Raw genomic sequence first — 23,981 nt, forward strand, 5'->3', positions numbered from 1 at the left:
TACGGTATAATAAAAAGAAAAGCTTCTAAGCATGGCTGTCACTATCAGTCTTATGCGAGGAATGGGATAGAGGTAGGGGAGAATGATGTTCGAATTCGCCGATCAAAATGGCTGTCAGGTGACGCTTTCTTTTCAATCTGACAGCTTTTCATTATCTGCTAAGCATGTACTTGTGTTTTGCCGACACAATGGTCAGTGGTTATTAACAAGACATCCGAAACGAGGATTAGAGTGTCCTGGCGGGAAAGTAGAGCTTGGGGAAACGCTAGAGGAAGCCGCTAAAAGAGAGGTGTATGAAGAAACAGGAGGGGTCATTGACGAGATGACATTTGTGGGAGAATATTATGTTCAGCATCCGGAAAACCCATTTGTGAAAGCGATTTTTTTCGCTCAAATCGGGTATATAGAAAAGAAGGGCGATTATTTAGAAACAGATGGGCCGGTGCTGTTTCATGAAGATTTACGCCAAAAGCGAATGAATCGTGAGTTTAGCTTTTTAATGAAAGATGAAGTTGTCGAGCGAACGCTAGACTATTTACATGCGGTGATCCAATGACGTCTATCGTCGAGAAGATCCGTTTTCCATCCCCTCATCCGAGTGTGCGTTTATGGATGGTGACATATGTGTCAAGCGGGCTGAAGGTAAAGGGGTTGTTAGCGGAACCAAAAGCAGAAAGAAGCTTTGATGGTTTTCTTTATTTGCGAGGTGGCATTAAGAATGTTGGCATGGTACGCCCCGCAAGAATTACCCAATTTGCATCAGAAGGCTTCATTGTGTTCGCCCCTTTTTATCGAGGAAATCGAGGGGGAGAAGGGCAGGAAGATTTTGCAGGAGAAGACAGAGAAGATGCATTTTCAGCATTTGACTTATTGCAGGCACATCCTCAAGTGACGGGAAGGGTTCATCTGTTTGGTTTTTCACGAGGAGGAGTCATGGCATTATTGACGGCGATTGAGAAAGAGGCGGCATCTGTTGTGACATGGGGAGGCGTTTCTGATATGATTCTTACCTATGAAGAAAGAAAAGATATGCGCCGCATGATGAAGCGTGTGATCGGCGGAAGTCCTTATAAGCATGAGGAGCTTTATCAATGGCGAACTCCACTGCATGATTTAGATAAAATAACGGCCCCTGTTTTGATTATTCATGGGAAGAAAGATCAGAATGTCAACATTGAACATGCTTATCAATTAGAACGAGGGTTAAAACAACTGGAAAAGCCGTTGGAAACATGGTATTTTGATCAATATGATCATTACTTTCCGCCGGCTGTGAACCGACAAGTTGTTCAGCAGCTTTGTGATTGGATGAAAAACAGTGCTCATATGGAGGAGGAGAAAAAATGGGTATGCCAATGGAATTAAATACGATGATCGTCACAAAAGGGAAAGAGAAACGGATAGAAGAAAATAGTTTCTCGTTAAAGAAATCGGGATATCGCTTATATCCGATTGATATTCCGATCCACGTTTATAAAACAAGAGATAGCGAAATTAGTGGAACCGCTATCATTGAAAAAGTAGAGTGGCAACAAGAAAGCACCATTCTTACATACAAACTGATCTCATTAAATTCAACGAACTAAACCGAAGGCGGCTAAGGGAAACTAAGCCGCTTTTCGTTTGGCTTTCTCTAATATCAAAAAAGGAAGACCGTCGAGGCCTTCCTTTTTTGATATTAGATTTGTGGTCCACCAAGTTCTGCGATTTCGCTTGGAACGTTAGAGAATTTTTTGAAGTTTTCACGGAACTTGCCAGCAAGCTCAGCTGCTTTCTTCATGAAGGCTTCTTGATCTGCCCATGCTTTACGTGGGATGAGTACATCATCAGGTACACCAGGAACATGAAGAGGAATTTGTAAACCAAATGTTTTCGTTGTGTATGTTTCTACATTGTTTAATTCGCCTTCAAGAGCTGCTTGCACCATCGCACGAGTGTAAGCAAGTTTCATACGGCTTCCAACGCCGTATTCTCCACCAGTCCAACCAGTGTTGACTAAGAATACTTGAGCGTTATGTTCGTCGATTTTCTCACCTAGCATTTCCGCATAGCGAGTTGCTTCTAATGGTAGGAAAGGAGAACCGAAACATGTTGAGAATGTTGCTTCCGGAGAAGTGATTCCGCGCTCTGTTCCTGCAAGCTTAGATGTGTAACCGCTTAGGAAGTGGTACATTGCTTGCTCTTTTGTTAATTTACTAATTGGAGGTAAAACTCCGAATGCATCAGCTGTTAAGAAAATAATTGTATTTGGATGGCCAGCTACACTTGGATCAACGATGTTGTCGATCGCTTGTAATGGGTAAGCGGCACGTGTATTTTCTGTTAAAGAGTTATCATCGTAATCAGGAAGGCGAGTGTCTTCGTCTAACACAACATTTTCTAATACAGAACCGAAGCGGATTGCATCGAAAATTTGTGGTTCTTTTTCACGAGAAAGACCGATACATTTCGCATAGCATCCACCTTCAACGTTAAAGACGCCGTTTGCAGACCAACCGTGCTCATCATCACCGATTAAACGACGATTTGGATCTGCAGATAATGTTGTTTTACCTGTTCCAGAAAGACCGAAGAATAAAGCAACGTCACCTTCGTACCCAACGTTTGCCGAACAGTGCATAGGGAAAACATCATTTTCAGGAAGTAGGTAGTTCATGATAGAGAAGATTGACTTCTTCATTTCACCTGCGTATTCTGTTCCACCGATTAACACGATACGGCGCTCGAAAGAAACGATAATGAATGTTTCAGATTTTGTGCCGTCCACTGCTGGATCTGCTTTAAAGTTTGGAGCAGAGACGATTGTGAAGCCTGCTTGATGGTCTTTCAACTCTTCTGCTGTTGGACGGATGAATAATTGATGGGCAAATAGGTTATGCCAAGCGTATTCATTGATAACTTGGATTGGAAGACGGTGAGTCGTATCAGCTCCTGCAAATCCTTTAAAAACAAAAAGTTCGTCTTTTTGTTTTAAATAATCGATCACTTTTGTGTATAATTGATCAAAGACTTCTTCAGAAATCGGTTGGTTAACTGAACCCCAATCGATCTTATCCTTTACAGAAGCTTCTTCAACGATAAATTTATCTTTAGGAGAACGTCCTGTATATTTACCTGTTTCTGCACGTACAGCACCTGACGCAGTTAACACGCCCTCTTTACGAGTAAGTACCTTTTCAACAAGCGTAGGTACAGAAGGTTGCATTGTTATATTTGAACCGTTTAGAAGTTCCACAATTTTGCTTGAAACGCTTACAGAGTTCATAAATTAATAACCATCCTTTATAAAAATTTGAAATGTATTTATCTACTCGTTTACTCACAAAACAGTATAGCACATTTGAATTAATAGTCTATACTATATAGCTAATTTTTTTTCGTTAATTTTATTTTTTATTTTTCCCAAAAATTTTTTTATAAATATAAATATGAAAGAAAACGGAAAAAAGCAGATAGGTGGATAAAAATATGATTGACATTATCCGTCGAATTTCGTAAGATTTATCCTTGAACGGATACTCTTATCCTGAGCTGGCGGAGGGACAGGCCCGATGAAGCCCGGCAACCAGTTTAAATAGGTGTCTCACCTATTTAAGACAAAGGTGCTTAAACCTGTGCAAGGTCCAAACCTTGGGCGATAAGAGTGAAAGGCCTATGTTGAATCAACCAACCTTTCCTCTCTTTATGAATGGGAGAGGTTTTTTTATTTTTAAAAGGATAAACTTAGGGAAATGAGTACCGTGAAAATAAAGATCAATTTTGATCCGTTTAAGGAGGAAGTTTCATGACAAAAAAGCGTCGTCTTTTTACTTCAGAGTCAGTAACTGAAGGACATCCAGATAAGATTTGCGATCAGATTTCTGATGCGATTCTGGATGAGATTTTATCACAGGATCCTAATGCTCGTGTAGCTGCGGAAACTTCTGTAACAACCGGCCTTGTATTAGTAGCGGGGGAAATTACAACATCTTCTTATGTAGATATTAATAAACTTGTTCGCGAAACAGTAAGAGAGATCGGTTACGACCGTGCGAAATATGGTTTCGATGCGGATACATGTGGCGTATTGACTTCTATTGATGAGCAATCTGCTGATATCGCCGCAGGTGTTGACCAAGCACTTGAAGCGCGTGAAGGACAAATGAGTGATGAGGAAATTGAAGCGATCGGTGCAGGCGACCAAGGATTAATGTTCGGGTTTGCTTGTAATGAAACAGAAGAGTTAATGCCGCTTCCAATTTCTTTAGCGCATAAATTATCTCGTCGTTTAACAGAAGTACGTAAAGATGAAACGCTTAATTATTTACGTCCGGATGGAAAAACGCAAGTAACAGTAGAATATGATGAAAATGACAAACCTGTTCGTATTGACACGATCGTTATTTCTACGCAACATCATCCAGAAGTAACGCTTGAGCAAATTCAACGTGACATTCGTGAACACGTCATTAACCCAGTTGTTCCTGCTGAATTAATTGATGCGGAAACGAAATTCTTCATCAACCCAACTGGCCGTTTTGTCATCGGTGGTCCTCAAGGGGATGCTGGTTTAACAGGTCGTAAAATTATCGTTGATACGTACGGCGGCTATGCTCGTCATGGCGGCGGTGCTTTCTCTGGTAAGGATCCTACAAAAGTAGACCGTTCTGCGGCATATGCAGCTCGTTATGTGGCGAAAAACATCGTTGCATCTGGTCTTGCGGATAAATGTGAAGTACAGCTTGCTTATGCGATTGGTGTTGCTCAGCCTGTTTCCATCGCGGTTGACACTTTCGGCACAGGTAAAGTATCTGAAGATGTATTAGTGGAGCTTGTTCGCTCTAACTTTGATCTTCGTCCGGCAGGAATCATTAAAATGTTGGATCTTCGTCGTCCAATTTACAAACAAACAGCAGCTTATGGTCATTTCGGCCGTACAGACATTGAGCTTCCTTGGGAGCAAACAGATAAAGCAGCTGCTTTAAAGCAACAAGCAAATAATTAATAGAAGCAAGCCTTCCTTTGTTGGGAAGGCTTGTTTTTATTTTTCCTGTATACTCTTGTAGTATTGAGCTTTTTCAGCGTATTCACGCACGATGCGTTCCATATCTTTGCGATCGTCCTCATTAATTTCCCTCACTACTTTAGCTGGGCGTCCAAATGCCATCGTATTCGGTGGGATGACCTTTCCAGGTGGGACGAGGCTCCCTGCACCGATAAATGCTCCCTCGCCGATTTCGGCATTGTCTAAAATGATCGAACCCATGCCGATCAATGCTTTTTTTCTAATTTTACAGCTATGAAGAATGACTTGATGACCAACAGTCACTTCATCTTCAATAATCAGCGGGTTATTTGGACTTTGATGTAAAACAGAGTTATCTTGAATATTCGTTTTATTGCCAATAATAGTAGGTGCAACATCGCCACGGATGACCGTATTAAACCAGACGCTTGATTCTTCTCCGATTGTTACATCACCAGAAATGGTCGCATAGTCGGCGATATAAGCGGAATTTGCGATGTTCGGTGTTTTTTCTTTGTATGGATAAATCATAAATACAAGCTCCTTTCTGACTATTAACAAATTTGAAATACTTGCTTTTCATTTTAACTAAAAGATAAACATTTGTATAATAAAGAAAAAGAAATTCTTTTGTTGTAGGAAAGGTAAGTCGGAGGTGCACATATGTGGAAATGGGAAACGGAACAACAGCCTAGAGGAGTCATTGTCATCGTTCATGGTGCACTAGAGCATCACGGTCGTTATGGCTGGTTAATTGAAATGTGGCGTAAGGCTGGATTTCATGTTGTGATGGGGGATCTTCCTGGTCAAGGAATTACTTCACGTGCCCAACGAGGGCATATTTCAACATTTAATGATTATTTAACAGCAGTGAAGGAATGGGTGGAAGCGGCTTATCAGTTCGATCTTCCTGTATTCTTGCTCGGACATGGGATGGGCGGATTAATTTCGATTCGTTTGTTGCAAGAGTGGGATTTTGAAGTGGCAGGTGTGATCGTCTCTTCTCCTTATTTAGGAATGGTTTATACACCAGCTAAAATGATTAATATGATGTCGCATAGTCTGAATTCATTCGCTCCATCGTTTAAGTTTTCTTATGGAGTGACAGCCGATATGTTAACTCGGAATCAACAGGTGATTGAAGCAGATAAGGAAGATTCGCTGTTGCTTAATAAAGTATCGGTTCGGTGGTATCGTGAATTGCTACAAGCGATCAAAGTAGCTTCGTTAAAAGGAAATGAGATGCCGGACGTTCCGCTGCTTGTCATGCAGGCAGGAGAGGATCGGATAGTCGATCGCAAAGTGACAAGAAAGTGGTTCCACCAAATGGATCTATCTGATATGCATTATAAAGAATGGTTTGGACTGTATCACGACGTTTTTAACGAACTGGAACGGGAAGATGTGTTTCATTATGTCAAGGGATTTGTGGAGAATCAGCTTCGTCTTTTAGGATATGTCATTGACAAATGAGGTGAAGGAATGGCTATACCTGTGACACCACTACGATTAATGCATAGCATTTATAAAGAAGTGTTTCCGATTGTTCATGAGCAATTAACCTTTTGGAGGGCACAAGCGGAAAACATTCCGAATAGTGAGTTGAGACAACAGGCGCTTGCTAGCATTGAACACAAAACGTTTCATTGTGAAGGTGGGTCGGTGCTAGCATTGTTATCAGGGAAGAACAAAGAAGAAGCCGTACGTTTTATTGTGGCGTACCAAACGATTAGTGATTATTTAGACAACCTTTGTGACCGGAGTACCTCTCTAGATCCGCGAGATTTTGAGGCTCTTCATGAGGCGATGGAAGATTCGCTTACGATCGGCGCACCTATGAGAGAGTACTACCGCTTTCGGGAAGATCGCGAGGACGGCGGCTATTTGTGGCAGCTCGTTCAAACATGTCAGTCGGTCATTTCAACGATTGCTCCATATGAAGCAATCGCTCCTTATTTCCAAGAATTATGCCGTTACTATTGCGATTTGCAAATACATAAGCATGTTCGACAAGAAGAGCGAGAAGAACGGTTGAAAGAATGGTTTCAGCAGCATCAAGCTTCATTGCCGGAAATGGAGTGGTATGAATTTTCGGCTTGTGCGGGCTCTACGTTAGGAGTTTTTTGTTTACTTTCATACAGTCTTAATGAGGAGTTTCAACCCGAGCAGGCACAACTTGTTAGAGATAGCTATTTTCCTTACATTCAAGGTCTTCACATTTTATTAGATTATTTAATCGATCAGGCAGAAGATGTTGAAGGTGGCGATTTGAATTTTTGCTTTTACTATCCAGATGAACAACAATTGCTTGAACGGATGATTCACTTTATAGAGGAGGCCGACAAACGAGCGCAGCGGCTTCCGCATGCTCGCTTTCATCAACTCATTAATCGTGGGCTACTAGGTGTTTATTTATCGGATAACAAAGCATTTCAACAAAAGAACATCCGCTCGATGTCGAAAAAAATGATTCGTAAAAGTGGAGGAACCAGTTTTTTCTTTTATTTAAATGGCCGGACATATCGACGCGTGCAACGAGCATTTCCGCAGTTGTTTATGAAGAGAGGATAGAAGAAAGCATCAGCGAGGTCAAAGAAAAGCTGAGAAAGTCGAAGAAAGTGCCAGCAAGGTCAAAGAAAGGCTGTCCTTTTTCAGACAGCCTTTCTTTTATCTTTTCTCAATCGCGACAATAAACGGCGGTTGGTTCGCTTGGTTGATAAACTGATATTGCAGTACATGGGCTTGCTGCTGATCTAGAGTAGCTACATACTTTAGTAGTTCTTCTTTTTCTATCGCTCCTTCTTCATGTCCATGATAGATGACAAGAACGATAATTCCCCCCACATGCAATATGGAAAAAATTTGTTCCATCGCCGCAATGGTTGTATTGGGCTTTGTCACAATCGTTTTATCCCCTTTTGGCAAATAACCAAGGTTAAAGATTGCCCCGCTAATATGGCCATGCCATTTTTCCGGAATGGAAGCGGCTACGTGTTCATGCCCACAATTAAAAAGTGTAGCTCGGTCACTTAACTGATGTTCTTCTAATCGAGCCTTCGTATTAGTTAAGGCGAGTTCTTGTACGTCAAAACCAAATACATGTCCGTTATCGCCAACAAGCTTGGCAAGAAATAACGTGTCGTTACCGTTGCCAAGCGTCGCATCAATCGCGATGCTGCCGTCTGTGACGGTTTTTTCTAATAGTTTTCTTGCAAATGGTAGTATTCCATCAAGATTCATTAGATGCTCCTCCTCGGTAAAACTTCCCCTGCCAACTACTGCGCCGCTTCAATTCTGCGTCAATCGCATTCAATACCGCCCATTTATTCGCACTCCACATCGGACCCACCATTAAATCAATCGGTCCATCTCCTGTGATTCGATGAATAATCATTTCCGGCGGTAAAATTTCTAACTGATCGCAGACGAGCTGGACATAATCTTCAAATGATAAAAATTCCAATAATCCTTTTTCATATTGCTTGACCATAGGTGTGCCTTTTAGTAAATGCAGTAAATGAATTTTAATCCCTTGCACATCAAGCTTGCTAACGACTTTAGCTGTTTCCATCATCATTTCCGGCGTTTCAAGCGGCAAACCGTTAATAATGTGAGAACAGATACGGATATTATGCTTCCGTAGTTTTTCAACGCCTTTTACATACGTATCAAAATCATGAGCGCGATTAATGATTTGGGCCGTTTTTTCATGAACGGTTTGCAAACCGAGTTCGACCCAGAGGTAGGTGCGTTCATTCAGTTCCGCTAAATATTCAACGACATCATCTGGTAAGCAATCTGGTCGTGTCGCAATCGATAAAGCAACGACATCCTCTTCCTTAAGTACCGATTCATATTTCTCTCGTAGCACATCAACTGGCGCATGAGTATTGGTATACGCTTGAAAGTAGGCCATATATTTGCCGTCTTTCCATTTATGATGCATTTTTTCTTTAATGTCATGAAACTGTTTTTCTAAATCATCGGCCCGATTTCCAGCAAAGTCACCGGAGCCCGCCGCGCTGCAAAAGGTACAGCCGCCAAAGGCAACGGTGCCGTCACGATTAGGACAGTCAAAACCGCCGTCTAGTGCGACTTTAAACACTTTATGGCCGAATGTATGGCGTAAATGATAATTCCATGTATGATAGCGTTTATTATCACTAGCATAAGGAAATGAGTTGGCATTCATGTTCGTTTTCCTCCTGTTCGGATATTTCGCTTTCCGTATTTCGGTGTCCAGTTCCGCCTCCTTGGAGCTCGAGGTCAAATGCCAGCCTGACTGCATGGCTGAAGAACGCCATTTCGTCATTCTATCATTTGCTTGTCGCTCTAGAACAGTCGGCTCCGCTTTTCTTTTCAAAGTCTATCACGAAATTCATGTAGAAAAAACAGCGGGAATAAGTCAGAATTTTAAGTTTAGGAAAGTTGTTGAAAGAGGAAAATAAAACCCCTAAAATAACTTAGGTACACGAAATAGTTTGTCAAAGGAAAGGGGGAGCAAAAATGCCAAAAGCAGTTTGGTTGTTAGTCATTGGAATGGTGATCAACGTGACCGGGGCCTCTTTTTTATGGCCGTTGAACACGATTTATATTCATGAGCATCTCGGGAAATCATTATCGGTGGCGGGCGTTGTATTAATGTTAAATGCGGCGGCTTCAGTTGTAGGAAATCTTCTTGGTGGGGCGCTTTTCGATCGGTTCGGTGGGTATCGTTCGATTCTTTTAGGAACCTTCATTAATGTTATTGCTATGATAGGGATGACACTGTGGCATGGTTGGCCACATTATGTCATCTTTTTAACGATGGTCGGTCTTGGAGCAGGGATTATTTTTCCGGCTATGTATGCGTTAGCTGGTGCAGTATGGCCAGAAGGTGGACGACGGGCGTTTAATGCAGTGTATGTCGCACAAAACGCTGGTGTAGCGATCGGATCAGCACTTGGCGGATTTGTTGCTTCCTATTCGTTTAATTATATTTTCATCGCTAATTTGGCGATGTTTGCGGCCTTCTTGCTGTTAGCCGCCTTTAGTTATCGCCGTATGACTTCAGTTAAAGGGGCGCAGACGAATGTGCTGGCTGAGCATAGTGCAGTGAAAAGCCGTAGTAAACTAACAGCCTTATTTATTCTTTGTGTCGCTTACATGCTTTGCTGGATCGGATATGTGCAATGGCAGTCTACGATTGCAAGTTATACGCAAGAAGTGAATATTAGTTTAAAGCAATATAGTTTATTATGGACGGTTAACGGAGCGTTAATTGTACTTGGACAACCACTCGTCAATTACTTGCTTCGACCATTGCAAGACAATATGAAAAAGCAAATCGTTGTTGGGATCGTTATTTTTATGGCGTCCTTTGGTGTCACAGCCTTTGCCGAAGATTTTAAAGGATTTATGGCTGCCATGCTCATTTTGACTATTGGAGAAATGCTCGTTTGGCCGGCTGTGCCGACGATTGCCGATCAGCTTTCGCCGAAAGGAAGAGAAGGTTTTTATCAAGGGATCGTCAATAGTATGGCGACGGCGGGGCGGATGTTTGGTCCTGTTCTTGGCGGAGTCATGGTCGATGTATACGGCATGACTGCCTTGTTTATGATATTAATCGCTTTATTAATAATCGCTTTCGTATTAGCGCTCGTATATGATCGACCGCTGAAAAAAGAAGCGCCATCCGCTTCGATGTCCTCTTATTAAGCTTGCAACTGTCAGAATTTTTGTCTAGAATAGATGTTGATAAATCATATCAAAAAAGACGATGACAAGGAGTAGTAGTGGGGTTCTTCTGAATGAAGAGAGCTAGCGGGTGGTGCAAGCTAGCCAGAGGGTCCATGAACTCGCCTTTTGAGTCGCGGGTGTGAAAGGATAGTAGCATCTGCCGCCGATCTGCGTTATGGACATAAGCCGAGTGCCGAAGTGGGCGCTAATCTGGGTGGTACCGCGGGAAGTATACTCTCGTCCCAATTTTAGGGGCGGGAGTTTTTTTAATTTGTATACAGTTTCAACAAGGAGGATGTTACACAGATGAGTTTTGATCATCAGCTTATTGAGAAGAAATGGCAAAAGGTTTGGGAAGAAAACAAAACATTTAAAACAACAGAAGATAAAGAGAAGCCGAAGTTTTATGCGCTAGATATGTTTCCTTATCCATCAGGAGCAGGCTTGCACGTTGGTCATCCAGAAGGCTACACAGCAACGGATATTTTATCACGCTATAAACGCATGAATGGCTACAATGTCCTTCATCCGATGGGCTGGGATGCTTTCGGTTTACCAGCTGAGCAGTATGCGCTAGATACAGGAAATGATCCAGCGGAATTTACGGAGCAAAACATTAATAACTTTCGTCGTCAAATTAAGTCATTAGGCTTTTCTTACGATTGGGATCGCGAAATCAATACGACAGATCCTGAATACTATAAGTGGACGCAATGGATTTTCTTGCAGCTTTATAAAAAAGGATTAGCTTACGTTGATGAAGTCGCTGTGAACTGGTGTCCAGCTCTTGGAACGGTATTAGCGAACGAAGAAGTCATTGACGGAAAAAGTGAGCGTGGCGATCATCCGGTTGAACGTCGCCCGATGAAGCAATGGATTTTAAAAATTACCGAGTATGCTGATCGTTTACTAGAAGACTTAGAAGAGCTTGACTGGCCGGAAAGCATTAAAGATATGCAACGTAACTGGATCGGTCGTTCAGAAGGAGCGGAAGTAACGTTTTCGATTGATGGTCATGAAGAAACATTTACAGTGTTCACAACGCGTCCAGACACTCTTTTCGGCGCTACATACGCAGTGTTGGCTCCTGAACATCCATTTGTTGAAAAGATTACAGTAGCTGAGCAGCAACAAGCGGTCGCTAATTATATTGATGAAATTAAATCGAAAAGTGATTTAGAGCGTACCGATTTAGCGAAGCATAAAACAGGTGTATTCACAGGAGCGTATGCGATCAACCCAGCAAACGGTGAGAAAATGCCGATCTGGATCGCTGATTATGTGTTAATGAGCTACGGAACAGGTGCGATTATGGCGGTTCCTGCGCATGACGAACGCGACTATGAATTCGCGAAAAAATTCGAGTTACCGATCAAAGCAGTTGTCGCTGGTGGAGATATTGAACAAGAAGCATACACAGGTGATGGCGAGCATATTAACTCTGACTTTTTAAATGGCTTAAATAAAGAAGATGCGATTGCGAAAATGATCGCTTGGTTAGAGGAAAAAGACCTTGGTACGAAGAAAGTAACGTATCGCCTGCGTGACTGGTTATTTAGCCGTCAACGTTATTGGGGCGAGCCGATTCCGATCATCCATTGGGAAGACGGTACAATGAGTGCTGTTCCTGAAGAAGAGCTACCGCTTGTATTGCCAGTCACAACAGAAATTAAACCGAGCGGCACAGGTGAATCACCATTAGCGAATATTGACGAATGGGTAAATGTTGTTGATCCGGTCACAGGTAAAAAAGGTCGTCGTGAAACAAATACAATGCCGCAATGGGCGGGAAGCTGCTGGTACTATTTACGCTTCATCGATCCGAGCAATAGCGAAGCGTTAGCTGACCCAGACAAATTAAAACAATGGCTACCAGTTGATATTTATATCGGTGGGGCAGAGCATGCTGTTCTTCACTTATTGTACGCTCGTTTCTGGCATAAAGTATTATACGATTTAGGCGTGGTACACACGAAAGAGCCATTCCAAAAGCTATTTAACCAAGGAATGATCTTAGGCGAAAATAATGAAAAAATGAGTAAATCTAAAGGAAACGTCGTCAACCCTGACGAAATCGTAGGTAGTCATGGAGCAGATACGCTTCGTTTATACGAAATGTTCATGGGACCTTTAGATGCATCAATCGCTTGGTCAACAACGGGTGTTGACGGTGCACGTCGCTTCCTAGATCGTGTATGGCGTTTAATCGTTCAAGAAAATGGCGAATTAAGCGAAAAAATTACCGATGCAGGCACAGAATTAGAAAAAGTGTATCATCAAACAGTGAAGAAGGTAACAGAAGATTATGAGCACCTTCGCTTTAACACAGCGATTTCACAAATGATGGTGTTCGTGAACGAAGCGTACAAAGCGGACACGTTGCCAAAATCATTTATTGAAGGTTTAGTCCAATTACTTTCTCCAATTGCACCGCATATGACAGAAGAACTGTGGGAAAAACTAGGTCACAATGAAACGATTAGCTATCAACCTTGGCCAACATTTGACGAAACGAAATTAGTTGATGATGAAGTAGAAATCGTTGTTCAAGTGAATGGTAAATTAAAAACAAAACTAATGATTTCTAAAGAAGCCACTCGTGAGGAAATGGAACAAATCGCGATGAACGATGAAAAAGTCAAAGAACAAATCGAAGGCAAAACGGTACGCAAAGTCATTGCTGTACCAGGCAAACTTGTTAATATCGTAGCTAACTAAAGAAAGGATGTTTCACATGGAACCAATCGAAATCATTACTCCAGAAGAACTGAAACAAAAGTTAGAAAACGGGGAACAGCTAGAAATCATCGATGTTCGTGAAGATGAAGAAGTAGCTGCTGGCATGATTCCAGAAGCGAAGCATATCGTCATGGGAACAATCCCTGAGCGCCTCGATGAATTTGATAAAGACAAAGAGTATATTTTCGTTTGCCGCTCTGGACGCCGCAGCGAAAATGTCTGCTACTATTTGCGCGACCAAGGCTTCAAAGTCCGCAATATGGTCGGTGGAATGCTCGAATGGACAGGAAAAACAAAATAATGTAGTTGAAGCAGTCTCCCAATGATACTTGGGAGGCTGTTTTTGTTGGGAGTTAGTTGAAGGTTCGGGTGCGAGTTTGCTCGAATCAGTTAGGGAGCTGAAGAATCGTCCACGCCATGAAGTATACTTACCCGTCATTTGACACATTCTATAAAAGATATTCATTGTGGAATATCGACAATCCATTCCTTTGAGGTGAGGGTATGAGTCATAAAGACGGGTTAGATCCACACTCACAATTGTTTCATCATAACTGGACGAGACCAAAGCGAGCAAAATCGCAAGTGAACGGGCATACGGAGGAATCACAAAAAACGATTATTTTAAAGCGAACCGTGAAAAGTCATCGTTTTTCTTAAACAGCGAAAAAGCAGGAAAGAGACGATTCTCTTTCCTGCTTTTATTGTTGTCCCGCATTTGTACCAGCTAGTCTTCCGGTCACAAGAGCAGAAGTAATATTGTAGCCACCTGTATATCCGTGGATATCTAATACTTCTCCACAAAAATAAAGTCCAGCCGTTTTTTTCGACGCCATCGTTTTTGGTTCGATTTCTTTAATCGACACGCCACCACCTGTTACGAATGCCTTTTCAAGTGGAAGGGTTCCATTAACAGTGAAGCGGAAGTCTTTGCAAAGATGAGCCAATTGGCGAATTTTCTCAGTTGAGATGCCATTACAAACCATTTCTTCTTCGATGTCAGTCTGCTTCAATAAAAACAATAAATATCGTTCAGGAACAATTCCTTTTAAACAATTTTTGACCGCTTTTTTCGGATTCTCCTTCATTAAACGGTGAATCTCTTGAAACAGCTGCTCTTCATTTTTTTCTGGCAAGCTATCGATCGTCATTACGACTTCGGGCGATTTTTTCAATGCTTTGACAACAAATTGACTACAGCGTAAAACGGCAGGGCCGGACACACCAAAATGGGTGAAGATCATATCCATTTGATGGGTAATGATCGCTTTTCCCTTTGGATTGAGTACGCTGAGAGCGATATTTCTTAACGACAAACCTTGAAGTGTTTTCTCTTTAATAAAAGCTTCATTAGACGTGACAGGCACTTCCGTTGGATAGAGCTCGGTAATGGTATGTCCTGCTTGTTTAGCCCAAGGGTAGGCATCACCGGTAGACCCCGTTTGTGGAACTGAACAACCACCAGCCGCGACAACGACCGCTTGACTCAAGATTGTTTGCCCATCTCGTAACTCGACACCAGCTGTTCGTCCGTTTTCGTACAATACATTCGCAATTGCTGTATTCACACGAACTGTGACATTCAATTCATCAATCCGGCGAAGCAAGGCATCCACGACCGATTGGGCTTTATCCGTTATCGGAAACATTCGTCCATGATCCTCTTCTTTTAACTGGATACCGAGATCCTCAAAAAAGCGGATAATATCCTCATTGTTAAAAATTGAAAATGCACTATATAAAAAACGTCCGTTGCCAGGAATGTGCTTAATAATTTCATCCACCGGCAATCGATTCGTCACATTGCAACGGCCACCTCCAGAAATGGCGAGTTTTTTCCCTAATTTACTGCCTTTATCTAATAACAGTACGCGCGCCCCTTGTTCGCCAGCAGCAATCGCTGCCATTAAACCAGCGGGCCCTCCTCCGATTACAATTACATCATACGTCATTTTTTTACACCTTCTTTTTAATCAAACCATTCTTTTCATAGTAGTGGATAGGCTTTCATCTTGTCAATAAAAGCAAAAGAGAGAAGCTATGTGCTTCTCTCCGTCCATCCGTCGCTGAGCAATCGCCTTCCGCTTTAGTGTCAAAAATGCCCGAGAAATTCGTTGACGTGTGGGATGAGGTCTGGTGCTGTCATGATGTAGTTCAGGCCGTTTTCGCTGTTTAATGCAGGGACTAGTTGTTCTTCATAGCCTGGGTACATCGGGATGATCTGCAATGGGATCGAATGTTGTTTGGCGATGCTTTGTACTTCTTGCATATCTGCTTCCGACATTACGCTAGGTGAATAGAGGAAAATGAGTTGAGCTACTCCATTACTTAAAGCAAAGGAATTATATTCTTCCTTCGACAAGATCGGTCCGATGATCATATTGCGATCTAAAAAGATGGTTGCTCCATTGGTTAGTGTTTGATTCTTCAACGTCTCTCTACCATTAACGGAACCTAGTAAAAGCCCTGTAACCATTTTTTCTAAGCGGTTCATTGTGGCTTGGTCAGAAACGCTAATATATGTTAATTGTTTGCTTTGGCTAACTGTTAGTGCTTGCTTGTACAGTTCGGTTACGTTGGCTTTCGGGTCAACGGAAACGAATGATTCAATCCCGCTCGTCGCTAGTGCGTTTCGTTCACTAGTTGTAGGAGAGAAGCCAACGATGACACGTGCGCCAATTGTGCGCATCCGCTCATGATTTGGAGCAGTAGAAAGAAATTTCCCCCAGCTCACATACGCATGTAGCTTTTCGATCGGCACTGGATCGTTAAAATTATGCACGAAGACTTTTTGCTTACGTGATAACAGGTCATCACCTATTTTTTTAATTTCTTGTGCGGACGGATTTTTGCTGATCGGACTATGGGTAAATTGAATTTGCATTTCTTTCGTTACGTGTTTTTCTTGATCGAGCCATTTTGTTTGATCCGGCCGTAACAAAGAGACGACTTCTTTTACTTCCGCCCGTTTAATGCGGGTAAACCACTCTTCATCGGTAGGGAAGGGGCCAAAAAGGATATTTTGATTGTTTGCATGATATAGATTTCCACGCTCGAAAGTCGTCGGCTGCATAAAATTAACTTTATACGTTGCGTCTAACTCTTGATTGATGACTTGCTTGATGACATCGACACGGTGCTTTCCTAAATAACAGTGAACATAATACTTTTTGTCATCTTGTTTAATGAGCTGCTTCACTGTTTTAATAGAGTCGCTATTATTCCCAACCCATGGGAGCATCGGAATGGAATGCAGTTCAATATCGACGTTTTTCGCATTCTTTTTTTCTTTATCGAGCAACGGCTTTTCGATTGGGAGGGTAGGGTTTAATAGGGTAATTACCCCGTCATACCCTTCCTCTTTTAAGGAGGCCAAATCGTTTTCTTCTGGATAAGGGCCAAATGTAAAGCGTTCTCCTTTTTCCACTTCTCCTTGCGAACCTTGAATGACGCCGCTACCGGTATTCATAAAATAGTAAAAAGACACACAACACAGTAAGATCGAGCTAATGACTAACGTATACGCCCATTTATAGCGCTTTACTTTCACGATATAGCGGTAATAAAGAAATGAAACGAAGAATCCAAATACGACCCAGCCGATAACGTAATATTTCATGATGTTATCGATTTTATATTGTGACCATCCGCGATCGACATACCATTGTTCAATGGGGACGACAGCAAATAATAAGAATAAAATGCCACCCCCGACACCAAAGGTACTTAGCAGAATGAACCACATGGAAAAATGAAGATATTTTTGTTTGTTTTTTACTTTTTTCATTGTTCTCACTCCGCTTTCTCTTCAGCAATATCTGTTAAAATGTGGCGCATTAAAGGCACATAAGACCGCCAATAAAACTGACTTTCATCATCGGAAAATAGCCAAAATAAATAAGAGGACCCTGTCCACTTTGCAAGTGATTGTTTCGGAAAATCAGCATAGTCTCCAGCAAAATAATATGTTTTTTCCTGTTCATGATGAATGATCGCTGGAAAGCTCGTTGGGATTTGAGCATCTTTGAGCTGTTTCTTTTCTTTTTGAGACAAATGTAGGTCGTACTCTGCTTCAACGACCGTTCCTTCTTGCGGACGAACGATATCAAACCAATACATATAGTGAGAGTCGTTAACATGTTCGTAGTGTGTCGCGCCTTCTTTCGTTAATTGAAACTGTACAAACGGTCGCTTCTCTTGATCGCCGAGGACGACAACTTGATCGGATAAGTGAACAAAAGCAATACCTGATCCCTCAAAGTTCCACTTCTTTTTGTATTGTTGTTCATAATTGCGGATCAGCCATGGCGGAATTTCTTCGCTATTTAAATCCGAGAAATATCTTCCGGTCCAACCTGTCCACTCGACATTTAAGTTTTCTTCCATGACCGATCGAGTGGTTGAATCGGTCGGAGTAGCGAAAGAATTGAACTCAGCGATTAAAGTAGATTGTTGATCACGGCTATTCATGATTTGATTCCACTCTAATAAGTCCATTCCGCCATATATATGTTTAGAACGTTCTCCGTCCGGTGCATCTTTTAAATCATTGCTATAGACACCATACGTATCGGCGATATAAATAAGGTCAAATGGACCAGATTCATTAAATGGCGGAAATGGTTTTTGATCATATGGATCGTATCCGAAATAGTCATGACCAATATCGTACGTGTCTTCTCGATCATTAAAAATTTTCTCATTATCTAAAATCCAAAATAACCCATTATGCTCTCGGTAATCCGTCTTTGGTACTGTTTTATCGATAACGGCTATGTCTAAAGGAGTCGCCGTTTTCATACTCCAAAGGATTCTAGGAGAGAGGATGAGTAAGAGAACTGCGATTAATATGAGAATTCGTTTCATCGTTTCATCTCCTTATTTGTATACAGTAATTTATGATTGGGACACTCCTTTACGTTTCATGTCTCCCCAAGCTTTCTTTTTAAAGATGATTTGAAAGAAGCCTTCGACACGAAAGAAGGTCATTAACGGTCGATACCAAAAGGACTCGAGCAGGCTAGAGAGAAATAAACGAATAAAGTCCTCTAGTTTTTCATACCTGCGAAAACTCCATTCTTCTAACAAAATCGAAAACATTGATAGCATCGAACCTAGTAATAAAATACAGAAGAAGAGAGCTAAAGAGTACAAGATGTGCACTCCGCCTAAAAAGGGGCCTAGTAGGATAATGATATATCCAAGCATTTCGATAAGAGGCCCTAGCAACTCGATAAATAAATAATAAGGAAAACTGATTAATCCGATTTTGCCGTAGCGAGGATTGAAAAACATTCGTTTGTTATGCCAGAGGCTTTCAAATAGTCCGCGATACCAGCGATTTCGCTGGCGCCGTAATACATCGAGCGTTTCTGGAGCTTCTGTCCAGCAAACAGGCTCTGGTATATAAGCGATTTTTTTATTTAATTTATTTTCCTTAATGTATCGATGAAGGCGAACGACTAAATCCATATCTTCGCCGACCGTATTTGTTCGGTAGCCTCCGATGGTAATACAGTACTCTTTTGAAAACACGCCAAAGGCTCCGGACACAATTAATAGTAGATTACGAGAGCCAAAGCCGATTCGACCAAATAAGAAATCGCGTAAATACTCAATAACTTGATGGACAACGACTTTATTCTTACTCAATGCGACACTTTTTAATTCTCCACGTTCGATGACGCAGTCGTTCGCAATTCGGACACTACCGCCGCTGGCCACAATGTCATCGTCAGAATCAATAATTGGCTTCATAATTTTAATAAAGGCCGTCCGTTCAACAATCGAGTCAGCATCTAACGAGCAGAAGAACGGATATTGCGCGAGATTCATTCCCGCATTTAACGCATCCGCTTTCCCGCCGGACTCCTTATCCATTAAAAATAAATGGGGGTAGATCCTTGATTGATAAACTTGTTTTACCGGTTTAGAAGCTAAGCGTTTGCGATAATAGCTTGTGATCGGCTGCAGGTCAAATGCATCTACCATCGTTTGCAAGGTGGAATCGGTCGAACCATCATTAATGACGATAATTTCAAATTCTGGATAATCGATCGCTAGCAATGATCGAACCGTATTGACGATCCCTGTTTCCTCGTTTTTTCCGGGTACTAAAATCGAAATCGGTTTCGTGAATTCAGAGCGTAAATGTTCATTATACGGCTCTTCGAAATCGAGAAGGTGTGTTTTTCGTATTTGTTTAATCGCAAAGACCATTAAGATCATCATGATCAAAATAATAGCGATCGTATAGAAGAAAATTACTTGCGAAAAAATTTCCACTACTGTACGAAGCGATTGTAAAACCATGTACATTAAAAACCAATCCCCCTCTCTAAACGCTCTTTCGCTGCATCTCTTGCATAGGCATCTTCACTAAATTGAGCAATTTGTCTTAATTCAAATTCTCCTGTTGGATAGCTTAATAAAGCGTTAGCCGCAGCCCGGCGCACATACCATGATGAATCAGCTAACCATTGTTTTAAATAGGGAATGCATGTCTCATGATGATGGAGCATACTAAGCTTTGCTAGCCACATTTTTTTAGGCCAATGGTCGGTTTCAAAATGAGGAAGCAATGAGGTCATATCGGATACATAATGAAGCTGATAGAGCGCCTTCATCGCCCGAATATTCATTTCTTGATTATTATGGTCAATCAGTTTTAGTAACAAAGGTTCATATTCATTCCAGCCTTGAGCACCAATATACTCAATAGCAGCATACTGAAGCGGTGGCGTTAAATCTTGAAAACAGTCAATTACTTTGTTAGTAACAATATTGGTAGAAAGTCTTGTTAAAATATCGGAATAGTAAAAATCAGGGTATTCTACTCCTTCTTTATTAAGAAGCTCAATCACTCGCTCATCTTGAAATTTCGATAAGATTTGTAAGGTGAGTATTTTTTCTTCCGTAGTCATTTGATTTAACAAATAACGATGATATAAAGGCGCTTGAAAGCTAGTACAATGAAATCTTTCAATCCGATACAGTGTATTTAACCGAATCGCCATCGAGCGATTATTCAATTGCTTGCGATATCGTTCGGCGAAATGAGTTTCTACCCATTGTTGAATGTGCCGTTGCGATTCGGGATCATTCACAGTCTTTAAAAAGTTTAAGAAAAATTGTTCAATCGCTTCATAAATAAACTGTTTGGACAAATTTGCTCGTATCCGCCATTCTCCAGTAGAGAGAAGGTTAAATAAATACTCCTCATGTTCCTTGATCCAAATCACTTGTTTTTGTGACGTTTTCAAACGTTGTTGTTTGATGCGAATAAGAGAACTAAAAAAGATAAGGAGTGCGAATAACAAGATCACAATGGTGTAAAGCAATGTATGAAGAGGTATAGACACCATGATCATCGCTCTCCTTCAATGATTCGTTTTAATTTCGTCAAAAGTTCATCGATTGAAAACGGCTTGACGATATGATCAGAAATATCGTATGCCAACAATTCAACCAACTCGATGTCATTGATCCGATTCGTTAACGAGAAAACGGCATATTGATGTTTCGGATAAGATGCTCTCAGTTTCTTTACGAATTCAACGGCGCCTATTTGCGCTGTTTTTGTATCAATAATAAGTAAATAAGGGTCATAACTGCGACTCCAAGCAGACTGGAAAAACTGTTGCCCGTTATCAAATGTCTGAAGCTCAAACTTATATCGTTTACTAGCTAACCGTTCAACATATTTAATGAGCAAGCTTTTCGTAAAGGCATCATTTTGAACGATGGCTATGCGGTACGTTTCTTTTTCATCTTCGCTTAGTATGTGTACAAATGGTTGAAAGCTAACTGTTGGTTCATCGCTTACCTCAATGCTTGCTAGCTCTAGCTGTAGTTTTTCTACAAATGCTTCTAGTGAATCGGCTGGAGACACCATTTCTGATCCGATCATTCTAGCAGAAAAGTTTTTCTCGTATGGTGACAAAATTCGATCAAAGACGCTTGAGAGCATTTCCTGTTTCAAATTAAATAAAATGAAAATAAATTGCCCATGACTCCAGCGAATGATTAAATCTTTCTTGCGTAGCTGCTGTTGGAAAAACTGGACAAATGCTTGCTCCGACTCGGCTGTTAAATGATCTACTTGACAGAAAACGACAGAAAATAGATAGTTTTTTTGTCGTTCATCTGATAAACATTGCTGAATAATAAACGGTAGCATCGAGCGCGAATAAGCAGCAGTAGTAGCGTCGAGCATCTGCGACCGTAACGCTCGTCTTATGTCAATGACCTTGTTTAGCTTTTTGATCATTAATGTCGGTTCATTGATCGTAATGGTTATTGTCGCGCCGTTAGCAAGTGCGTCCAATTCCTCTTGAACAGAAGAAACAAAGGCAATCAGTTCTATATCGTTCGTCTTGGCTAATTGAATCCATTGCTGATCGGATGGCAGTTCCATTGATGTAGCCTCATAGGCATAACAAATAGCAAGAGCTTGTTTAATCGCTTCTTGATCATCTAATTCAGAAGAGTCAACGATCGTGACCACTTCATCAGCTAACGAAAGGGATGAAAGTATTTGGTAAGAAAAGGGATCATTTAACCATAATATCTCTCTAATTTGCTTCATATTTAACATTTACATACAACTTAAGAGCTGTATGTATCTCCACCTCCTTACCTAAAAAAACATAAAACAGAATAGCATACCTCTCTTTACACATTCTCAACGATATGAATATAGTGCAATTTTCATGAATTGTAAAATAATATAAACAAAATAAGAGAAGTTAAAAATATTGTCGATTCATTTAAATGATATCATTTTTCATTAAAAAATTGTCAGATACTATTGAAAGAGGTAAACTTATTTTTGTATTTATATTTTATTTGATGAACGGAGAAAGTGATTGGTATGTCGTCAAAGTTAATTAGAGGAACATTTATTTTAACGCTCGGGACGTTTATTTCTAAATTTCTAGGATTATTTTATGTCATCCCGTTTTATTCGATTATTGGAGAAGAGTCGGTTGCACTTTATCAGTATGGATACGTTCCTTATACGATCTTTATTAGTATTGCGACGGCTGGTGTTCCGCTAGCGGTGTCGAAATTTATTGCAAAGTATAATTCGTTAGGGGAATATGCCGTTGGGCGTCGGTTGTTTAAGTCGGGTCTGTTGATGATGTCGATCACTGGGATTGTTGCTTTTGCGATCATGTATCTATTTGCGCCATTTTTTGCTAAGTTAGTCGTGTTAAATAAAGAGCAATTATATTCCTTACAAGATGTGACGTATGTGATACGTGCGGTCAGCTTTGCCTTAATCATCGTTCCTTTTATGAGCTTAATGCGCGGTTTTTTCCAAGGGCATCAGTCGATGGGACCATCCGCTGTGTCCACGGTAGTGGAGCAAATTGCTCGCATTATTTTCCTGCTTGTAGGGGCTTATGTTGTATTAAATGTATTGAATGGAGATGTCGTCACAGCTGTTGGTGTTGCTACCTTTGCGGCCTTTATCGGTGCGGCATTTGGTTTACTCGTCCTATTTGGGTATTGGAGAAGTCGGAAAAAATATTTGGATGAATTGCTTGAGCAAGATAAAGGTGAGGTACAAGTATCACTTGTGAATATTTACCGGGAAATCATTTTGTACGCTATTCCGTTTGTATTTGTTGGGATTGCTATTCCGCTGTATCAATTAATTGATACGGTCACCTTTAACCGGGCGATGGCAGCGATTGGCCAAGCGAAAGTATCGGATGTATTATTTGGAATATTAAACTTTAGTACACAAAAAATCGTGATTATTCCAGTATCTCTTGCGACAGCATTTTCGATGTCACTCATTCCGCATATTACGACTTCGTTTGTTTCTGGGGATTTAAAACATGTGAAAAAACAATTGGACCAAACTTTCCAAGTGCTGTTGTTTTTAACAGTTCCAGCGATTGTCGGCATTATGTTACTAGCTGAACCTTTCTATGCTGTATTCTATGAACGTAGCGAGATCGGAGCAGAGATTTTACGTACCTATGCACCTGTAGCGATTCTATTTGCGCTGTTCACAGTGACAGCAGCGATTTTGCAAGGAATTAACGAGCAGCGCTTTACCGTGTTTAGTTTATTGGTTGGGATTTTATTGAAGTTTTCTTTGAATATCCCACTCATTAAACTATTTCAAGCGGAGGGAGCCATTTATGCGACTGCGATTGGATACGGGGCATCTATCATTATTAACTTACTAGTCATTAAATATTATGCCCACTATTCATTGCGCTCGATTGCAAGAAAGGTTGCTCAAATACTGCTATTTAATTTGATTATGGCGATAGTAGTTTTGGGTGTGTATTCGCTTGTTTCCCCGTTGTTTGATCTGACAAGTAAAGTACAGGCAACTATTTTAATTGGAATATGTGCAGTCATTGGAGCAGCTATTTATTTTGTTTTAAGTCTTCGAACGGGACTGACAGATGTGTTACTTGGTTCCAAACTTGATCGATTAAAGAAAAAATTACAACGATCTAGAGCTTAGAAATAAGAAGAGGCGCTCATCCAAAGG

At 41.0% G+C, this 23,981-nt stretch carries 21 protein-coding genes, 1 riboswitch and 1 other annotated feature; of the genes, 11 read left to right on the forward strand and 10 right to left on the reverse strand.

Annotated elements, in window-relative coordinates; genetic code table 11:
• Window positions 1-82 precede the first annotated feature (82 nt).
• The 3 genes from ytkD to CEF22_RS05395 are packed head-to-tail and all read left to right on the forward strand — an operon-like array spanning window position 83 to window position 1,586.
• A complete protein-coding gene (gene ytkD / locus CEF22_RS05385; RefSeq protein ID WP_332849163.1) occupies window positions 83-556 on the forward strand; it encodes an RNA deprotection pyrophosphohydrolase in 474 nt (157 codons plus the stop codon).
• Entirely contained in the window at window positions 553-1,365 is an 813-nt protein-coding gene (locus tag CEF22_RS05390) for an alpha/beta hydrolase family protein (RefSeq protein WP_100402049.1), read from the forward strand. Before ytkD ends, CEF22_RS05390 begins: the two co-directional genes overlap by 4 nt.
• Window positions 1,344-1,586, forward strand: a complete 243-nt coding sequence (locus CEF22_RS05395) for a DUF2584 domain-containing protein (protein WP_100402050.1) — start codon at window positions 1,344-1,346, stop codon at window positions 1,584-1,586. The genes CEF22_RS05390 and CEF22_RS05395 overlap by 22 nt, the downstream gene beginning before the upstream one ends.
• A 92-nt stretch (window positions 1,587-1,678) precedes the next feature.
• Here the strand turns inward: CEF22_RS05395 and pckA are convergent, their stop codons facing one another.
• Window positions 1,679-3,265 carry a phosphoenolpyruvate carboxykinase (ATP) gene (pckA, locus tag CEF22_RS05400; RefSeq protein ID WP_095479731.1) on the reverse strand — a complete coding sequence of 529 codons (1,587 nt, stop codon included), beginning with the start codon at window positions 3,263-3,265 and terminating at the stop codon, window positions 1,679-1,681.
• 253 nt (window positions 3,266-3,518) lie between these two features.
• Window positions 3,519-3,644, forward strand: a riboswitch (SAM riboswitch).
• Between the two features lie 140 nt (window positions 3,645-3,784).
• On the opposite strand from pckA, the gene metK reads away from it, so the two are divergent.
• Window positions 3,785-4,984, forward strand: a complete 1,200-nt coding sequence (metK, locus tag CEF22_RS05405; protein WP_100402051.1) for a methionine adenosyltransferase — start codon at window positions 3,785-3,787, stop codon at window positions 4,982-4,984.
• A gap of 36 nt (window positions 4,985-5,020) precedes the next feature.
• On the opposite strand, the gene CEF22_RS05410 is transcribed toward metK, so the two are convergent.
• The gene (locus CEF22_RS05410) at window positions 5,021-5,536 is read right to left on the reverse strand and encodes a gamma carbonic anhydrase (RefSeq protein WP_094836569.1); all 516 of its coding nucleotides are present in this window, start codon (window positions 5,534-5,536) and stop codon (window positions 5,021-5,023) included.
• Window positions 5,537-5,668: 132 nt separating this feature from the next.
• Here CEF22_RS05410 and CEF22_RS05415 point away from each other — a divergent pair, with 132 nt between their 5' ends.
• Both CEF22_RS05415 and CEF22_RS05420 read left to right on the forward strand, forming a co-directional pair.
• The gene (locus CEF22_RS05415) at window positions 5,669-6,478 is read left to right on the forward strand and encodes an alpha/beta fold hydrolase (protein ID WP_100402052.1); all 810 of its coding nucleotides are present in this window, start codon (window positions 5,669-5,671) and stop codon (window positions 6,476-6,478) included.
• A 9-nt stretch (window positions 6,479-6,487) separates the two neighbouring features.
• The gene (locus CEF22_RS05420) at window positions 6,488-7,576 is read left to right on the forward strand and encodes a tetraprenyl-beta-curcumene synthase family protein (protein WP_100402053.1); all 1,089 of its coding nucleotides are present in this window, start codon (window positions 6,488-6,490) and stop codon (window positions 7,574-7,576) included.
• A 96-nt stretch (window positions 7,577-7,672) separates the two neighbouring features.
• Here CEF22_RS05420 and CEF22_RS05425 read toward each other — a convergent pair whose 3' ends face one another.
• Both CEF22_RS05425 and CEF22_RS05430 read right to left on the reverse strand, forming a co-directional pair.
• The gene (locus CEF22_RS05425; protein WP_100402054.1) at window positions 7,673-8,245 is read right to left on the reverse strand and encodes a tRNA 5-(aminomethyl)-2-thiouridylate-methyltransferase MnmM; all 573 of its coding nucleotides are present in this window, start codon (window positions 8,243-8,245) and stop codon (window positions 7,673-7,675) included.
• Complete coding sequence (locus tag CEF22_RS05430; protein ID WP_100402055.1) at window positions 8,235-9,197, reverse strand: tRNA modification radical SAM protein MnmL/YtqA; 963 nt, start codon at window positions 9,195-9,197, stop codon at window positions 8,235-8,237. Before CEF22_RS05430 ends, CEF22_RS05425 begins: the two co-directional genes overlap by 11 nt.
• A gap of 314 nt (window positions 9,198-9,511) precedes the next feature.
• On the opposite strand from CEF22_RS05430, the gene CEF22_RS05440 reads away from it, so the two are divergent.
• The 4 genes from CEF22_RS05440 (at window position 9,512) to CEF22_RS05455 (ending at window position 14,122) form a co-directional block, all read left to right on the forward strand.
• Window positions 9,512-10,702 (forward strand): MDR family MFS transporter, encoded by a 1,191-nt coding sequence (locus tag CEF22_RS05440; RefSeq protein ID WP_100402057.1) that lies wholly within the window; start codon window positions 9,512-9,514, stop codon window positions 10,700-10,702.
• Between the two features lie 52 nt (window positions 10,703-10,754).
• Window positions 10,755-10,971 (forward strand) — a binding site (T-box leader).
• Between the two features lie 58 nt (window positions 10,972-11,029).
• Complete coding sequence (gene leuS / locus CEF22_RS05445) at window positions 11,030-13,441, forward strand: leucine--tRNA ligase (protein WP_100402058.1); 2,412 nt, start codon at window positions 11,030-11,032, stop codon at window positions 13,439-13,441.
• Window positions 13,442-13,457: 16 nt separating this feature from the next.
• Window positions 13,458-13,763: a rhodanese-like domain-containing protein gene (locus tag CEF22_RS05450; protein WP_100402059.1), complete on the forward strand. Its 306-nt coding sequence runs from the start codon at window positions 13,458-13,460 to the stop codon at window positions 13,761-13,763.
• 203 nt (window positions 13,764-13,966) lie between these two features.
• The gene (locus tag CEF22_RS05455; protein WP_094835982.1) at window positions 13,967-14,122 is read left to right on the forward strand and encodes a YpzG family protein; all 156 of its coding nucleotides are present in this window, start codon (window positions 13,967-13,969) and stop codon (window positions 14,120-14,122) included.
• A 41-nt stretch (window positions 14,123-14,163) separates the two neighbouring features.
• Here the strand turns inward: CEF22_RS05455 and CEF22_RS05460 are convergent, their stop codons facing one another.
• The 6 genes from CEF22_RS05460 to CEF22_RS05485 all read right to left on the reverse strand — a co-directional run bounded on the left by CEF22_RS05460 (window position 14,164) and on the right by CEF22_RS05485 (window position 22,058).
• Entirely contained in the window at window positions 14,164-15,414 is a 1,251-nt protein-coding gene (locus tag CEF22_RS05460; RefSeq protein WP_100402060.1) for a BaiN/RdsA family NAD(P)/FAD-dependent oxidoreductase, read from the reverse strand.
• Between the two features lie 140 nt (window positions 15,415-15,554).
• The gene (locus CEF22_RS05465; protein ID WP_157843175.1) at window positions 15,555-17,249 is read right to left on the reverse strand and encodes a protein-tyrosine phosphatase family protein; all 1,695 of its coding nucleotides are present in this window, start codon (window positions 17,247-17,249) and stop codon (window positions 15,555-15,557) included.
• Between the two features lie 5 nt (window positions 17,250-17,254).
• Window positions 17,255-18,328 carry a hypothetical protein gene (locus CEF22_RS05470; RefSeq protein WP_100402062.1) on the reverse strand — a complete coding sequence of 358 codons (1,074 nt, stop codon included), beginning with the start codon at window positions 18,326-18,328 and terminating at the stop codon, window positions 17,255-17,257.
• A gap of 30 nt (window positions 18,329-18,358) precedes the next feature.
• Window positions 18,359-19,780 carry a glycosyltransferase family 2 protein gene (locus tag CEF22_RS05475; RefSeq protein ID WP_232726070.1) on the reverse strand — a complete coding sequence of 474 codons (1,422 nt, stop codon included), beginning with the start codon at window positions 19,778-19,780 and terminating at the stop codon, window positions 18,359-18,361.
• Complete coding sequence (locus tag CEF22_RS05480) at window positions 19,780-20,826, reverse strand: HEAT repeat domain-containing protein (RefSeq protein ID WP_100402063.1); 1,047 nt, start codon at window positions 20,824-20,826, stop codon at window positions 19,780-19,782. The genes CEF22_RS05475 and CEF22_RS05480 overlap by 1 nt, the downstream gene beginning before the upstream one ends.
• A gap of 2 nt (window positions 20,827-20,828) precedes the next feature.
• On the reverse strand, window positions 20,829-22,058 hold the full coding sequence (locus CEF22_RS05485; protein ID WP_100402064.1) for a response regulator: 1,230 nt from the start codon (window positions 22,056-22,058) through the stop codon (window positions 20,829-20,831).
• Between the two features lie 276 nt (window positions 22,059-22,334).
• Between CEF22_RS05485 and CEF22_RS05490 the strand changes: the two genes are divergently transcribed.
• Entirely contained in the window at window positions 22,335-23,954 is a 1,620-nt protein-coding gene (locus tag CEF22_RS05490) for a putative polysaccharide biosynthesis protein (RefSeq protein WP_100402065.1), read from the forward strand.
• Window positions 23,955-23,981 lie beyond the last annotated feature (27 nt).

Origin of the sequence: Bacillus sp. FJAT-42315 (assembly GCF_002797375.1) — a bacterium.
Classification (GTDB): domain Bacteria; phylum Bacillota; class Bacilli; order Bacillales; family Domibacillaceae; genus Bacillus_CE.

Excerpts from the sequence above, each read along its gene's own strand:
- ytkD (WP_332849163.1), top strand. The coding sequence starts at position 83 with ATGATGTTCGAATTCGCCGATCAAAATGGCTGTCAGGTGACGCTTTCT.
- CEF22_RS05390 (WP_100402049.1), top strand. The coding sequence starts at position 553 with ATGACGTCTATCGTCGAGAAGATCCGTTTTCCATCCCCTCATCCGAGT.
- CEF22_RS05395 (WP_100402050.1), top strand. The coding sequence starts at position 1,344 with ATGGGTATGCCAATGGAATTAAATACGATGATCGTCACAAAAGGGAAA.
- pckA (WP_095479731.1), bottom strand. The coding sequence starts at position 3,265 with ATGAACTCTGTAAGCGTTTCAAGCAAAATTGTGGAACTTCTAAACGGT.
- metK (WP_100402051.1), top strand. The coding sequence starts at position 3,785 with ATGACAAAAAAGCGTCGTCTTTTTACTTCAGAGTCAGTAACTGAAGGA.
- CEF22_RS05410 (WP_094836569.1), bottom strand. The coding sequence starts at position 5,536 with ATGATTTATCCATACAAAGAAAAAACACCGAACATCGCAAATTCCGCT.
- CEF22_RS05415 (WP_100402052.1), top strand. The coding sequence starts at position 5,669 with ATGTGGAAATGGGAAACGGAACAACAGCCTAGAGGAGTCATTGTCATC.
- CEF22_RS05420 (WP_100402053.1), top strand. The coding sequence starts at position 6,488 with ATGGCTATACCTGTGACACCACTACGATTAATGCATAGCATTTATAAA.
- CEF22_RS05425 (WP_100402054.1), bottom strand. The coding sequence starts at position 8,245 with ATGAATCTTGATGGAATACTACCATTTGCAAGAAAACTATTAGAAAAA.
- CEF22_RS05430 (WP_100402055.1), bottom strand. The coding sequence starts at position 9,197 with ATGAATGCCAACTCATTTCCTTATGCTAGTGATAATAAACGCTATCAT.
- CEF22_RS05440 (WP_100402057.1), top strand. The coding sequence starts at position 9,512 with ATGCCAAAAGCAGTTTGGTTGTTAGTCATTGGAATGGTGATCAACGTG.
- leuS (WP_100402058.1), top strand. The coding sequence starts at position 11,030 with ATGAGTTTTGATCATCAGCTTATTGAGAAGAAATGGCAAAAGGTTTGG.
- CEF22_RS05450 (WP_100402059.1), top strand. The coding sequence starts at position 13,458 with ATGGAACCAATCGAAATCATTACTCCAGAAGAACTGAAACAAAAGTTA.
- CEF22_RS05455 (WP_094835982.1), top strand. The coding sequence starts at position 13,967 with ATGAGTCATAAAGACGGGTTAGATCCACACTCACAATTGTTTCATCAT.
- CEF22_RS05460 (WP_100402060.1), bottom strand. The coding sequence starts at position 15,414 with ATGACGTATGATGTAATTGTAATCGGAGGAGGGCCCGCTGGTTTAATG.
- CEF22_RS05465 (WP_157843175.1), bottom strand. The coding sequence starts at position 17,249 with ATGAAAAAAGTAAAAAACAAACAAAAATATCTTCATTTTTCCATGTGG.
- CEF22_RS05470 (WP_100402062.1), bottom strand. The coding sequence starts at position 18,328 with ATGAAACGAATTCTCATATTAATCGCAGTTCTCTTACTCATCCTCTCT.
- CEF22_RS05475 (WP_232726070.1), bottom strand. The coding sequence starts at position 19,780 with ATGTACATGGTTTTACAATCGCTTCGTACAGTAGTGGAAATTTTTTCG.
- CEF22_RS05480 (WP_100402063.1), bottom strand. The coding sequence starts at position 20,826 with ATGGTGTCTATACCTCTTCATACATTGCTTTACACCATTGTGATCTTG.
- CEF22_RS05485 (WP_100402064.1), bottom strand. The coding sequence starts at position 22,058 with ATGTTAAATATGAAGCAAATTAGAGAGATATTATGGTTAAATGATCCC.
- CEF22_RS05490 (WP_100402065.1), top strand. The coding sequence starts at position 22,335 with ATGTCGTCAAAGTTAATTAGAGGAACATTTATTTTAACGCTCGGGACG.